This is a genomic window from Providencia sp. PROV061, assembly GCF_011045655.1.
Taxonomy (GTDB): domain Bacteria; phylum Pseudomonadota; class Gammaproteobacteria; order Enterobacterales; family Enterobacteriaceae; genus Providencia; species Providencia hangzhouensis.
The window spans coordinates 4,313,480-4,328,240 of record NZ_CP042861.1 but is presented as its reverse complement, the minus strand read 5'-3'; the positions used below and the strand labels follow the sequence as shown (position 1 = coordinate 4,328,240).

Here is a 14,761-nt window from a genome sequence, read left to right as displayed (position 1 = left end):
ACTAATCATCTAGTTGCAGCACTTTGGCAGTGGCTGTACGAATATCTAAACAGGCTTTTGCATCCGTTTTTAAGTCAATCCCATAGGTTGGAATGATGTCTTTTAAACGTGTTTCCCATCCATCGGCTTTGAGTTGCTCATCAAAACACGTTTTTAATACGTTTAGCGCAATAAATGCCGCTGTGGAGGCCCCCGGAGATGCTCCCATCAATACAGTAAATGATTTATCCGCACTAGTAATCAGTTCTGTACCAAACTCTAAAACCCCTTTTTTATCATGGTCAGGCTTAATAATTTGTACTCGTTGCCCTGCAACCACCTCTTTCCAATCCTCATGCTGTGCTTCTGGGTAGAATTGTTGCAGCATAGCAAATTGGTGAGCAGAAGTTTGCAGGACTTGGCCCACTAAGTATTCTGCGAGTGACCAGTTATCTTTCGCAACCGCAAGCATTGGTTCAATGTTATTCAATTTAACCGATTCAAACAGGTCTAAATAAGAGCCGTGCTTAAGGAATTTACTCGAAAAACCGGCATAAGGCCCGAATAATAGAGAACGTTTACCACCAATAATGCGAGTGTCCAAGTGTGGAACAGACATTGGTGGTGAGCCTTTGTCTGCTTTACCATAGACTTTTGCATGGTGGCGAGAGGCAATTTCTTCGTTATCACAACGCAGCCAGATACCACTGACGGGGAATCCACCATACCCTTTTCCTTCAGGGATCCCTGATTTCTGTAGTAATTCGATTGCTCTACCGCCTGCACCAACAAACACAAACTTCGCGGAAGTCATTGTTTTCTCGTGCGTGAGTAGGTTTTTAACTTCAATATTCCATCTGCCATCGGCGGTTTTTTTAACATCGATGACTTCATGTTTATAGTGAATTGAAAAACCGGACTGTTCACTTAATTGTGCGATTAATAAATGCGTTAGCGCACCGTAATCGACATCAGCACCGGTATTAACACGGGTAACCGCAATCGCTTCTTTAGGGTCTCGACCTTCCATGATCAGAGGTGCCCACTCGTTGATCTGCTTTGGATCATCACTGTATTCCATGTTGTGGTAACAGTGGTTAGCAGACATCTGTTGGTAGCGTTGTTTCAAGAATTTTACATTGTCTTCACCCCAAACAAAGCTCATGTGTGGGCATGGGTGAATAAAGTCACGTGGGTCTTTAATTTTGCCTTTGGTGACCAGATAAGACCAAAGCTGACGAGAGAGATCGAATTCGGTATTGACTTCAAGGGCTTTACTGATGTCCACCGTACCATCTGGATTTGGTGGTGTATAGTTCATCTCACAGTTAGCGGCATGCCCTGTTCCCGCATTGTTCCACGGGTGGGAACTTTCTTGGGCACAGTCGTTTAGCCTTTCAAAAACGGCGATCGTCAGTGAAGGTTCAAGTTCTTTGAGAAATGTACCAAGCGTTGCACTCATGATCCCTGCACCTATGAGAGCAATATCGACATTCTCAGCAATGGGTTTGCTCATGATGCCCCCTATTTTTTTGTTGGAGTGAAGCAAAGATCGGTGCCTTCTTGATAGACAACATAAGCACGACGCCAAGGTTCATCACCAATAAGCCGCCATTTATGGCCTGTTCCTGTATTATCTTGCGCAAGTAAAATATCACCTGGGTTGATGATAAATTTAGAACCATCTTTGGTTTCGAATTCTAAAGTACCTGAAAGTGTAATGACATAGCGAGGAACTGGGTCTTGATGCCAATCAAAAGAGCCGCCAGAAACTGTTTCACGAAAGGTAAGCTCGTTGACTGCAATGGTAGGGGTTTGGTTATCGCCTCCTGCTATATTATTGAGCTCAAGAGTGCCCTCTTCAAATAGAGAATTTCCATCTTCTCCTGTCCACATACGAACGCAACGTATCATTTTATTTAGCTCCTTAATCACCGACTGTAATGTATAACAATTATTTGATATTCATTGGATGCAAAAATAAGACTCTTAAAATGATGATATATAAAATTAATATTATTTGAATTTAAAGTTTTTTAGCGAGTAGGTCAAAGCTAAATATGTTTTATCTTGGCTTTATGATTTTATTTTTTAATTAAACAACAAAATAATAAAAGTTGATTGTCTTTTTATGATTTGTTTTATTTTTATCGTTCGTTTAATGACTGATAAAAAATAGGAGAGCTCACGATGACTTATTTTATCATTATGAGCTATAAGTATAGGATCAGCTTTTTAGAATAGAGTTTAGGGCGAGATATTGGATTAGCATAATGGTTTTACCATCAACTATTTCTCCCGTTCTTATCGCATCAACGGCTTTAGAGAAGGGCCACTCTAAAACTTCAATATCTTCCCCTTCTTCTTCAAGCCCACCACCTGCGTTACGACGATTATTATCGCTATATTCAGCAATGTAAAAGTGGAGTTTTTCGGTGACTGAACCAGGGCTCATAAAGGCTTCAAAAACTTTTTGAATTTTATCGACTTTAAAACCCGTTTCTTCTTCTGCTTCAGCAATAATACGAGCTTCTGGTGAGGCGTTTTCTAGTAAACCAGCGGCGGCTTCGATCAGAAAATCAGAATAGCCATTAACATAAACAGGCAGACGAAATTGACGAATTAAAATAATGCTATTTTTTATTTTGTTATATAACAAAATAACGGCACCATTGCCTCTATCATAGACTTCGCGCTCTTGTTGTTGCCAACTACCATCTCGACGTTGTAACTCATAAGTATATTTTTTTAAAATATACCAATTATCTGAAAGCAGTTTCTCACGAATATTCCGTATGTTAGGGAGTTTTACAGTCATTAAGCAGCCTTAGTAACCAAAAATGATTTTGTTAATTTAGCACTGTTAATTTCTGTATGAAATAGGATTTAGATGGGACCTGCTTTAGAGCATATCCCATTGTAAACTTGCGGGTTATTTAATTATTTGGATTTGTTTAACTTCGACTTCTCTTGAATTCCAGTCTTTATCAATTTTACCGCGAATTTCAACTTTGTCTTTTGGCGTTACATTGATCCCGTTCCAACGCTTTTCACTGATTTCTAAATTAATGGTGCCAGTACCATCAGTGAACTCATAATGTTTATGGTCGAGTTGTTTAACGATATTCCCACGTAAAATAACCCAGCTGTCATCTGACATATCAAGTGCTTTTGCGACAGTCATTTCCCCACTATTTGGGCCGATGAAACCACCGGTTGGAGAGGTTTGGGCTGTTGTATTTGTGGCAGCGCCAGGGCCGTCAAACCCGCCATTTGCAGCGAAAACAGGTGCACTTGCGAGTGCAGCAACTAAAGCAATTACAGGTAATTTTTTCATCATCGGTATCTCCAAATTGGATGTAAACTTGTTTGTATGGAGGGTATTAAACCAAGTAAATCTTAACAGGATCTTAAGAAACTTAACTAACGAATTATATTTTTAATTTTGCCAATAATAGCTAGTCATATTATAGCTGATAGGATAAATATAATAATATTCTAATATGGGGGTAGATTATGCGAATTCTACTAATTGAAGATGACCGGTTAATTGGTGATGGCTTAAAAGTGGGCTTAACCCAATTAGGATTTACCATTGATTGGTTTATGGATGGTAAACAGGGGCAACTCGCTTTATTTGATGCACCTTATGACGCTGTTGTACTCGATCTTTCGTTACCAAATATTGATGGAATGGATATTTTGAAGCATTGGCGTAAGGAGGGGCGTGATGAGCCAGTCTTGATTTTGACGGCACGGGATGCTTTGGATCAGCGTGTTCAAGGACTTCAACAAGGGGCTGATGATTATCTTTGTAAACCATTCGCTTTAATGGAAGTCATGGCGCGTTTGCAAGCGTTGATCCGCCGCCGAAGTGGGCAATTATCTTCTAAACTTACGCATGGTGATGTCGAAATGGATCCAGTTGCAATGACGGTGACACAGCAAGGTGAACCTGTACAACTAAAAGGGAAAGAGTTTGCTTTACTTTCTTTATTTATGCATAACCCAAATAAAGTTTTTTCTCGCCCTTTAATTGAAGAAAAATTATATAACTGGGATGAAGAGGTCTCTAGTAACTCGGTTGAGGTACATATCCATCATTTAAGGCGTAAATTAGGCAATAAGTTTATTCGAACCATTCATGGTGTTGGTTATCGATTAGGTGATGATAAATGATGAAGACATTTAGTCTTAGGCTGAAACTCACTTTAATGCTGCTCTTGTTAGCTTTACTGACATGGGGGATCGCCAGTTCGTTAGCGTGGTACCAAAGCTATAAAACGATTAATGAGCTGTTTGATACCCAGCAAATGGCGTTTGCTAAACGGTTATCTGTTTTACCATCAGGCTTTGAATTGAGCCAGCCTTCACTGACTAAAACCAAAAAACTATTGCGAAAGAACCGTGGCCATCAAGATGACGATGCACTGGCATTTGCTATTTTTACACCAGGCGGCGAAATGGTATTAAACGACGGTGATAACGGTAGAGACATCGTCTATCAATTTAAGCGAGAAGGGTTTAGCGATGGGATGATCCAAGGAAGTGACGACCCTTGGCGTTTTGTGTGGCTAAAATCTCAAGATGGTCGATATATCATTGCAGTAGGGCAAGAGTGGGAATACCGACAAGAAATGGCAACCGATATTATGGTTGCACAATTTATGCCTTGGTTGATTGCTTTGCCAATCATGTTATTACTATTTTTATGGCTGTTGACACGAGCTTTACGCCCATTGAAGGACGTAGCAACCCAGTTGTATCACCGAAAACCTGATGAACTAACCCCAGTACAAGTGACGCGAATTCCCAGTGAAGTAAGACCTATTATTGACTCTATGAATGTACTGTTTGGCCGTATTAATGAAATGTTTGCTCGTGAACGACAATTTACCTCGGATGCGGCTCATGAACTACGTAGCCCACTTGCAGCATTAAGGGTGCAGGCAGAAGTGGTACAAATTGCAGGGAATAATGCAGATATCCGTAATCATGCAGTGGCTAATTTATCGGAAGGTATTGATAGGGCGACAAGGCTCGTTGACCAACTACTGATGTTGTCTCGGTTAGAGTCATCCACGCAACTTGATGATATTACAGTTGTATCTTGGCCTGAGTTAATTGAAGCGGCGATAAAAGATGTAGAGCCGGAAGCTAAAGAGCAGCAAACAACGATAATAAATACTTTAGTTGCTAGCCCCCCTGATTTTCAAGGTCAGCCATTACTACTCAATGCGTTGCTGAGAAATTTGCTCAATAATGCAATCCGTTATGGAAAAATAGAGGGGCGAGTGGAGATTATTTTGTATGCTGATCACCTTGAAGTTCAAGATGATGGTAATGGCGTGACACCTGAAGTTTTACGGCGATTAGGTGAGCGCTTCTATCGTCCGCCGGGACAAGAAAAAACTGGGAGTGGCTTAGGGCTCTCTATTGTTAAACGGATTGCGCAATTGCATCATTTACAAGTTATTTTTACTCATGGCGTTAATGGGGGCTTTTGTGCCAAAGTGTATTGGAATGAAACTAAAACGTGATAATAAGCACATTAATTATGATTGTTTATTAAAATAATAATCATAATTATGCATATTTAATGTAAGGGCATTTTAGCATAACTCACTATTTTTAACTCAAGTGAGATAGGGCTAACTACCTGTCGCGTGTGAGAAATTGTAGTGTGCGAAATTGCGCACACTACATACTAACTTAGTAACAGCAAAAGGTAGACGTTATTGGTTTAGTGATGAGACTAACAAACTAATGACTTTTTGAACTTCTTGGGTATTTAATTCACCATCTTTGAAAAACAACACTTTCCCTTGATTATCCAATACGATAATTGCTGAACTTTCTGGTTTCAAGCCCCATGCGTTCTTCACCGTACCTTCGCTATCAACAATAAATTGTGAATATGGAAACTCTTTTTTGCTATCTTCAACGCTGTTTTTCACAAATACACCCGTACCGAAAATTGCATCATCGGTATTAATGATTGTTGTTGTTTGATAGCTATCGTGAGGGAACTTGGCTTGCTTGATAGCCTCAACTAAGGGGGCATTGAGTTCTTTTGCTGAAGAACGGCCAGCAATGTGTTGGATAGTACGCACCTTTCCAACGAGCTGTTGGCTTTTCCACGGTTGATAATCCAATTTCCCGTCATTATTCATGACAAGCTCACCCTTGTCAGTGACAGAAACAGCAGGAACAGATTGGTTTAATTGAATATTTGCTGCAGAAGCTACTGCAGATACCCCAAGCAAGCATATTAAAAGTAAATAATTTTTTATCATAAAAGCCCCTTGATTGATTATTTTGCCATGTGAGCCTAGTGGTTTGTCTGCTGACTACTATTTATAGCATAGCTCATCGGATGAGTTACAAGAGATAATTTAACATTTTTTTAAAATTTAGAACAAAAGCAAAGTTTATGGGGTTTTAACAGTTAATTTACAGTGTCATGTTATGTCAGTAAATTGAATAAAACTGCAATTTTAGAACCAAAATAAAAATTTCTGGTCTATGATTATTGTACGGTATGAGTTATTGAATATCGTAAGAACAAAGGGGAGGCAAAGTTCTAATGAAAATTTTTAACCGTTATAACCCATCTAAGATTGCTCTTTACGTCAAAACGCTATTCCGTGGCAGGCTCTATATTAAGGATTTTGGGGCATTTGAGTTTAACTATGGGAAAATTCTACCACCTAAAATCAGTGATAAGCGCCATTACAATGTGATGAGTGAGGTCAATAAACAGGTTTCATTATTGCAGGCAGAACTGGGGTAGGTTAATCAGCAGTTTTTGGTTAACAACGCGCCACATAGGTGGCGCATTGAAAGAAACGGCTTCGCTATCAAGCATTAATGTCCTGTATCTTTTGTTTGTTGTTTTGCGCCAGCCGTTTCAATAGTATTTTTTCCGGGTTGTACAACGACAGGTGATGGCGCTGTAGTCAGGCGAGTTACGAGTAATTGGTCAATTTTGTAATTATCAATATCGACGACTTCAAATTTATAGCCCGCATATTTCACATAATCTGTCCGTTTCGGCATTCTTCTTAGCCGGTACATCATAAACCCTGCGATGGTTTCATAGTTGCTAAAGTCAGGGAAATCATCAATATCTAAAATGCGCATCACATCTTCAATTGGCGTTCCGCCTTCAACTAACCACGAATTCTCATCACGTACTACGATTTGCTCTTCTTGCCCTGGGCCAATTAAGTCCCCCATTAAAGTGATCATTACATCATTGATGGTAATGATACCCATGACTAATGCATATTCGTTGAGAATCACAGCAAAATCGACGGCGTTTGTTTTAAATGCTTCTAAGGTATCTGATAATGAGAGGGTGTCAGGGATCATGAGCGTATTTCTAATGTGAACACCATCTTTTAAACTTAAGCTCTGCCCATTGAGTACACGGTTAAGTAATTCTTTCGAATCAACATAACCAATAACATGGTCAATACCCCCTGCACATACTAGAAACTTAGAATGTGGCTGGGTTGAAATTTTATGTTTGATGCTTTCTTCTGACTCGTCTTTGTCAAAATAAATGATACTTTCACGCGGAGTCATCGCTGATGGTACAGTACGTGATTCCAGCTCAAACACGTTCTCAATTAATTCGTGTTCTTGTTTACGTAACACACCCGCTACAGCACCTGCTTCAACGACCGCAAAAATATCATCAGAAGTGATATCTTCATTGCGTGATGTAGGTAATTTGAATAATTTAAAAAACAGGTTCGCAAGGCCATTAAAAAACCAGACGAATGGGCTCAGTACCACTAAACAGAAGCGCATCGGATTCACAATACGAATCGCAATGGCTTCAGGTTTTACCATACCGATGCGTTTAGGCGTTAAATCAGCCACTAAAATAAACAAGCTTGTCACAATGGTGAATGACAGGATTGATGAAACTTGTTGAGCCCAGCTTGGGGATAAAAATTGAATAAAGATATCGTACAAAGCTGGAGAAAAAGCAGATTCCCCCACAATACCGGCAAGGATAGCAACGGCATTTAAACCAATTTGAACGACGGTAAAAAACATTCCCGGCATTTCTTGTAATTTAAGCACGCGAGCCGCATTAATGTTGCCTTCGTCGGCCATAAGTTTAAGTTTAATGCGGCGGGAAGCTGCCAGAGAAATTTCTGACAAAGAAAAGAATGCGCTAATTGCACATAATAATAGAACAATTAATAAACTGTTGAGCATAAGTTATCCAGCCAATCAAAGGAAGAATCCATAAAATTCAAAAATCTCTGAAGGCATAGTCTCGTGTATTTAAATATATTGAGTATGCAAATATATGTTGCGCAATATGCGCAAATTGTTGATATGTTGCATTAGTATAGCACTGAGGTGATTTATCTGCCTAGATATTCATCATCATTCAAGCTGCTTTAAGTCATATTGAAAAGCAACTTGAATGGTTGGGAAGATGAACTCACTGTATTATGTTATTGATTTATTTGTTTAACGAAGGTGGTAAACAGATACCAATCCCTCCTAATCCGCAATATCCATTCGGGTTTTTGTATAAGTACTGCTGGTGGTAATCTTCGGCAAAATAGAAAGTGTCTAAGGGCGCTATTTCGGTCGTGATTGCACGAGAGTCATGCTGCGCTATCATTGCATTTTGGTAAGCTTGCAGTGTTTCCATCGCTTGCTGGTCTTGCTCATCTGACACAGTATAAATTGCGGAACGATATTGGCTTCCCATGTCATTTCCTTGGCGCATGCCTTGTGCAGGGTCATGGTTTTCCCAAAATAATGTCAATAGTTGAGAGTAACTGATAACTTGCGGATCAAAAACGACACGAACCGCTTCTGCGTGGCCAGTTCGCCCAGAGCAAACTTCCTCGTAGGTCGGGTTAGGGGTCACTCCACCACAATACCCAGCAGAAGTTGAATAAACCCCAGCTTGCTGCCAAAATAATCGTTCAACTCCCCAAAAACAACCCATGGCAAAATAAGCAATTTCCATATTCTTAGGAATAATCTCAATCGAATGATGGTTAAGCGCATGATATGGTGAGTAAGTCATAGCAGTTGCTCTGCCGGGCAGAGGTTGTGCAATACTTGCAGAGTGAAATTTATTAAAAGGCATAATGATTCCTATATGTATTGACCACACAAATAATCTAAAAATAGGGATAAAAACTTGTGTATATGGCGAATTTTACTCAAAATAAATTGATATGAAGTATTTAGTCAATCGAACAATCACCTTAGGAGTAGGCGTGTCGAAATACCCTCTAATTTGTTTTCTCTGCCTAACTGCGGCAGTGCCAGTGGTACACGCAGCTAATCTTCGTCTTAATATTGAAGGCCTTGAAGGACAACTTAATCAAAACGTTCGAGTACAACTGTCTAATATATCGCAAGATGAAGTTGTGCCAAATGGTCGTTTTCGAGCCCGTGTTGAGAAAGCAATTAAAGAAGGTTTAAAGCCTTTAGGTTACTACCAACCCACGGTTGAATTTAGCTATGAAGAAAAAACCCCGCCTGCTCGTTCCGTTTTAACCGCCAAGGTCACTCCTGGAGAACCTATTTTATTGAAGGGAGTGACTGTTGAATTGCAAGGTGGAGCAAAAACGGATCCCGACTATGAAAAGATGCTCAAACAATATACGCCAAAGCTTGATACAGTTCAAAATGATGGCGAATACGAAGAATTTAAAGGACGTTTTAGTAGTTTAGCTGTTCGCAAAGGTTATTTTGATGCGATGATGGAGAAAAGCCAACTGGGTATTTCTCTTGATCACCATGCGGCTTATTGGGATTTTGATTTTAACAGTGGTGAACGTTATCGGTTTGGTGCAATTTCTTATTCAGGTTCACAAATCCGAGAAGATTACCTGAATAACCTAGCCCCTTTTAAAAAAGGGGAATACTACACATCAGAGCAACTTGCTGAGTTTAACCGTCGGTTAGCTGAAACAGGTTGGTTCTCTTCTGCAATTGTGACACCGCGTATTGTGAGTGCGCGCAAAGCAAATTCTTATGAGTTACCGATGGAAGCGGTAATGACCCCTAGAGCGAAAAACTTTATTGAGCTTGGGGGAGGCTATGCCACCGATGTCGGCCCTCGCGTTAAAGCCACATGGAATAAGCCTTGGATTAACTCTCGTGGGCAGAGTTTAACGTCAAATATTAGTTTATCCCAACCAGAACAATTAATTGATGCGAGTTATAAAATTCCATTAAAAGCGAACCCGCTTGAGCAATATTATGCGGTTCAAGGGGGCTTTAAACGGACAGATTTGAATGATACACAAGCGAATACAACAACCTTGAATGTGTCTCGTAACTGGGATTATTCATCCGGTTGGCAATATGGCGTAAACATGCGTTGGATGCTGAGTAACTTTACCCAAGCTAACGTGACGAATACGACGATGTTGCTGTATCCCGGGGCCTATGTAAGCCGCATTCGCCAACGCGGCGGTGTGATGCCAACATGGGGAGATAGTCAACGCTATTCTATTGATTATTCGAATAAAATTTGGGGTTCAGATATCGACTTCGCTGTACTACAAGCCAAAAATGTATGGATCAGAACGCCATGGGAAGGTCATCGCTTTGTCGTTCGTGGAAATATCGGTTGGATTGAAACCAATGACTTCGACAAAGTTCCACCGGACTTGCGTTTCTTTGCGGGTGGTGACGGCAGCGTGCGTGGATATGGTTATCAAAAGATCTCGCCAGAAGATAGTAAAGGTAAGCTGACAGGGGCATCAAAATTGGCGGTAGGCTCTGTGGAATACCAATATAACTTTACAGGAAATTGGTGGGGAGCGACCTTTATTGATAGTGGTGAAGCCGTTGATAACTTTAAAGATAATGATTTTAAAACGGGTGCGGGAGTCGGTATCCGCTGGGTCTCACCGGTTGGTCCAATAAAATTAGACTTAGCAAAACCTATCGGTGATCCAGATAACAACAAAATACAGTTTTATATCGGCTTGGGGACTGAGTTATGAGGTGGTTGAAGTGGCTAAAATGGACCAGTCTTTCCATTTTATTAATTCTCGTTCTGGTTGTTGCCGCACTCAGTTGGGTGATTGGAACGCAATCAGGTCTTCACTTTGCATTAAATACAGCGACACGTTTTGTTCCTGAATTAACCATTGATAAAATTGACGGTGATATTAGTAACTTAACGCTAAGTGGCGTTAAATATCAAATGCCGGGAGTTGATGTTAATGCGGGGAAATTAAATTTAGCGGTACGTCTAGGTTGTTTAACAAGCCGTGAGCTATGTGTCGACAACTTAGGCACGGAAAATGTTACTGTTACTGTCGATACCACCCAATTTCCCCCTGCTGAAGAAACGCCACCATCTGAACCTTTGACTGAACTCAAGGCGCCTTTGACTATTCGTTTGAATCAATTGGCTTTGGTTTCAACGCACGTCAATGTGGATGGTATGGATATTGATTTAGCTAAATTTACCACAGGGGTCACGTGGGAAGGGAAAGCGATCACTATTATTCCAACTGATATCATTGATTTGGCGATTAATTTACCTGAAACCAAATCAGATGCCGTCGCTGAAGAAAAACAGCCAGAGCCAACGCCGATTAATGAACAAAAATCATTAGCAGATGAATTAAAAGCGCTATTTTCTAAACCGTTACTTGCTGAATTACCAGAAGTTATTTTACCTGTTGATTTGAATGTCGACGGTATTAATGCTTCGAATTTTCAATTAACGGGTGCGACTGATCTCAAAATTAACCAATTGCACCTGAGTCTTTCAAATGAAGGGCAACAAGTTCTCGTTAAACAGTTAAAAGTCGATGCACCGCAGGGGAATATTGCGTTATCTGGCACGGCGACCTTGCAAGATAAATGGCCAGTCTCATTGTCAGTCGTGGGGGAAAGCCGTTTAGACGATTTAGATGGGCAAAAGGTAGATCTCTCCTTAAAAGGCGGTTTGATTGATGAGCTAAAATTGGCATTGAATTTACATGGGCCAATTAATGCAAAACTAGATGCAGAAACGGATTTGTCACAAGCAGACCTGCCTATTTTGCTTACATTAGAAAGTGATAAGTTAACGTGGCCGTTAGTGGGGGATGCGCAATATCAACTCGATGGGACACGTCTGCGCCTAAATGGCCGGCCATCGGCTTATGATATGTCTGTACGCTCAGCGATCACTGGGCAGGATCTCCCTCCTTCTACCTTGCTATTAGATGCGAAAGGTAATGAAGAGCAAATTAATTTAACTCGCTTACGTTTAGCCGCTTTGCAAGGTAATGCGGATATTACTGGCGTTGCGGACTGGAGCAAGGCGATTAGTTGGAATGCAGTATTGACTCTTTCGGGTATTAATACGGCAAAACAGTACCCTGAATGGCCTGCTAAAGTGGATGGCAAAATTGCCACACGCGGAAGTTTATACGGTGGCAGCTGGCAGTTGGATATTCCTGAAATTATCTTAGACGGTAATGTTAAAAATAATCTTTTAAAAGCACGGGGTAAAGCCAAAGGTAACGCAGCAGGCCAATGGGATATTCCGAACTTTAATTTGGCATTAGGTAAAAACAATGTTGATGTAAAAGGTTCTCTTGCCGATAAATGGAATCTTGATGCCAAAATTAATGCCCCTGCACTCAATGGTTTGCTACCGGGCTTAGGTGGTGTGATTGCGGGTGATGTGAAATTACGTGGTAATTTACAAACACCAGAAGCCCTTGTTGACCTTACGGCACGTGGTGTGAAGTGGCAGGATGACCTTGCTATCGAAAATGTTGTTATCAAAGGAAATGTGGCAACAGGCGAACAAATTAAAGGGGATTTATCCGTTGTTCTGCGTCAGCTAAAACAAGGCGATCTTGTCGTCAATAACCTGACTTTAGATGCGAAAGGCAGTGAAAAACAGCACACTTTAAAATTAAATATGAAGGGTGAGCCGGTTTCTGGGCAATTAGCATTAGCGGGGAGTTTTGACCGGCAGACTGAAGTGTGGAAAGGGAATTTAACCAATACCTTATTTGATACGGTGGTGGGTGAATGGCGCTTAAACCAAGCAATGTCACTCGATTATGCCAACCAAACACAAGAAGTGACCATTGGCAGACATTGTTGGGTTAACCCGAATGCCCGTTTGTGTGTACCAAAACCGATTAAAGCGGGTAAAAGTGGTAGCGCGGATATCGTGCTAGAACGTTTTGATCTCGCAATGCTTAAACCATTTATGCCACAAGATACTCGAGTCAGTGGCGTATTTACGGGTAAAGCCAATGCCATTTGGAAAGCGGATGGCAGCATGCCACAAGTGAAGCTGGACTTGCGAGGAAATGATGTCAAAGCGGTTCAGTTCGTGGATGGAACCCGTTTGCCTATTGCTTTTGATACCTTAACGTTAAGTGCTGGGTTGAAAAATGGTAAGGCTGACCTTAGTTGGTTATTTGGGTTGGCTAATAACGGACAGATGCGCGGTAACATCCAAGTGTCTGATATTGAGAAACGTCGCTTGTTGTCGGGTAATGTTGAAATTAATTCGGTGACATTAGATTTAATCAAGCCGTTACTGGGCCAGAAGGAAGTGGCGAATGGCCGTTTAAGTGGAAATCTACGCTTAGGCGGGTCAGCGAATAACCCATTATTAAATGGTAATTTAGCGCTTTCGAGTTTAGAAGTGAGATCTGCAATGATCCCGTTTGATATCAAAAGTGGTCATTTAGGTGTTAATTTCAACGGCACGAGCTCAGTCATGAATGGTCAGATAAACACGCCAGAGGGCTATCTGAACATTGATGGTGACGCAGATTGGCGCAATATTGATGCATGGCGTGCAAAAATCATGGCGCGAGGTAATAACCTCCGTGTTTCTTTACCGCCGATGATCCAAATTGATGTTCAACCGGATATTGTATTTGATGCATCACCTTCGGTACTCACGTTAAATGGTACGGTCAATATTCCATGGGCTCGAATTACTGTTCAAGAGCTCCCTGAGTCGGCGGTAAGCGCATCTTCAGATGTGGTGATGTTAGATAGCAACTTACAGCCAATTGAACAAAAAGCGCCATCCATTCCTATTCAGACCAATTTGGATATTAAAATTGGTAACGATGTTCGATTGGATGCGTTTGGCTTAAAAGCGCGCCTGACGGGTTTATTGAAAGTGGTTCAAAATATCCATGGCTTGCACATCAATGGTCAGGTGGATATTCCAGCTGGTCGTTTCCGTGCTTATGGGCAAGATTTGATTGTACGTAAGGGGCAAATTCAGTTCTCAGGCCCTGCGGACCAACCATTCTTAAACTTAGAAGCTATACGTAACCCAGACAACACGGCAGATGGCGTGATTGCAGGGGTGAAGGTCACTGGGCTTGCAGATAAACCGAAAGTAGAAATATTCTCTGAACCGGCGAAAACACAACAAGAAGCGCTGTCTTACTTATTAAGAGGAGAGGGCTTAGACAGTGGGGACGCAAATGGTTCACAAATGACATCTATGTTAATAGGCTTAGGTGTAGCACAAAGTGGGCAACTCGTGGGCAAAATTGGTGAGACATTTGGGGTCTCTGATTTAGCCGTCGATACCCAAGGTGTGGGGGATGGTTCTCAAGTCGTTGTAAGTGGTAAGATCACTAATGATTTACAAGTGAAGTATGGAGTTGGTATCTTTGACTCATTGGCGACGTTAACTTTACGTTATCGATTGATGCCAAAACTGTATTTAGAAGCTGTGTCTGGTGTTAATCAGGCATTGGATCTCCTTTACCAATTTGAGTTTTAGATT

At 41.0% G+C, this 14,761-nt stretch carries 12 protein-coding genes; 5 read left to right on the top strand and 7 right to left on the bottom strand.

What is annotated here, in order from left to right; translation table 11 throughout:
• Nucleotide 1: 1 nt before the first annotated feature.
• From mqo to FVA72_RS19985, 4 genes are all read right to left on the bottom strand, one after another.
• The gene (mqo, locus tag FVA72_RS20000) at nt 2-1,495 is read right to left on the bottom strand and encodes a malate dehydrogenase (quinone) (RefSeq protein WP_110591048.1); all 1,494 of its coding nucleotides are present in this window, start codon (nt 1,493-1,495) and stop codon (nt 2-4) included.
• A gap of 8 nt (nt 1,496-1,503) precedes the next feature.
• A complete protein-coding gene (locus FVA72_RS19995) occupies nt 1,504-1,893 on the bottom strand; it encodes a cupin domain-containing protein (protein WP_036958789.1) in 390 nt (129 codons plus the stop codon).
• Between the two features lie 313 nt (nt 1,894-2,206).
• Nucleotides 2,207-2,797, bottom strand: a complete 591-nt coding sequence (gene nudK, locus FVA72_RS19990) for a GDP-mannose pyrophosphatase NudK (protein WP_110591049.1) — start codon at nt 2,795-2,797, stop codon at nt 2,207-2,209.
• Between the two features lie 114 nt (nt 2,798-2,911).
• A complete protein-coding gene (locus FVA72_RS19985) occupies nt 2,912-3,316 on the bottom strand; it encodes a YgiW/YdeI family stress tolerance OB fold protein (RefSeq protein ID WP_036958838.1) in 405 nt (134 codons plus the stop codon).
• A gap of 179 nt (nt 3,317-3,495) precedes the next feature.
• On the opposite strand from FVA72_RS19985, the gene qseB reads away from it, so the two are divergent.
• Together qseB and qseC are read left to right on the top strand one after the other, a co-directional pair.
• Nucleotides 3,496-4,158 carry a quorum sensing response regulator transcription factor QseB gene (qseB, locus tag FVA72_RS19980; RefSeq protein WP_004905970.1) on the top strand — a complete coding sequence of 221 codons (663 nt, stop codon included), beginning with the start codon at nt 3,496-3,498 and terminating at the stop codon, nt 4,156-4,158.
• The gene (gene qseC, locus FVA72_RS19975) at nt 4,158-5,519 is read left to right on the top strand and encodes a quorum sensing histidine kinase QseC (protein ID WP_110592550.1); all 1,362 of its coding nucleotides are present in this window, start codon (nt 4,158-4,160) and stop codon (nt 5,517-5,519) included. The genes qseB and qseC overlap by 1 nt, the downstream gene beginning before the upstream one ends.
• Nucleotides 5,520-5,714: 195 nt before the next feature.
• Here qseC and FVA72_RS19970 read toward each other — a convergent pair whose 3' ends face one another.
• On the bottom strand, nt 5,715-6,275 hold the full coding sequence (locus FVA72_RS19970; protein ID WP_110591050.1) for a YtfJ family protein: 561 nt from the start codon (nt 6,273-6,275) through the stop codon (nt 5,715-5,717).
• 290 nt (nt 6,276-6,565) lie between these two features.
• Between FVA72_RS19970 and FVA72_RS19965 the strand changes: the two genes are divergently transcribed.
• Entirely contained in the window at nt 6,566-6,772 is a 207-nt protein-coding gene (locus FVA72_RS19965) for a DUF1107 domain-containing protein (protein ID WP_004905964.1), read from the top strand.
• 74 nt (nt 6,773-6,846) lie between these two features.
• Here the strand turns inward: FVA72_RS19965 and FVA72_RS19960 are convergent, their stop codons facing one another.
• Both FVA72_RS19960 and msrA read right to left on the bottom strand, forming a co-directional pair.
• Nucleotides 6,847-8,214, bottom strand: a complete 1,368-nt coding sequence (locus FVA72_RS19960; protein WP_004905961.1) for a hemolysin family protein — start codon at nt 8,212-8,214, stop codon at nt 6,847-6,849.
• Nucleotides 8,215-8,467: 253 nt separating this feature from the next.
• Nucleotides 8,468-9,109 carry a peptide-methionine (S)-S-oxide reductase MsrA gene (gene msrA, locus FVA72_RS19955; RefSeq protein WP_110591051.1) on the bottom strand — a complete coding sequence of 214 codons (642 nt, stop codon included), beginning with the start codon at nt 9,107-9,109 and terminating at the stop codon, nt 8,468-8,470.
• 133 nt (nt 9,110-9,242) lie between these two features.
• Between msrA and tamA the strand changes: the two genes are divergently transcribed.
• Both tamA and tamB read left to right on the top strand, forming a co-directional pair.
• Nucleotides 9,243-10,985, top strand: coding sequence for an autotransporter assembly complex protein TamA (gene tamA / locus FVA72_RS19950; RefSeq protein ID WP_094961660.1), 1,743 nt, complete (start codon nt 9,243-9,245; stop codon nt 10,983-10,985).
• Nucleotides 10,982-14,758: an autotransporter assembly complex protein TamB gene (gene tamB, locus FVA72_RS19945; RefSeq protein ID WP_096864337.1), complete on the top strand. Its 3,777-nt coding sequence runs from the start codon at nt 10,982-10,984 to the stop codon at nt 14,756-14,758. The genes tamA and tamB overlap by 4 nt, the downstream gene beginning before the upstream one ends.
• The last annotated feature ends 3 nt before the right edge of the window (nt 14,759-14,761 follow it).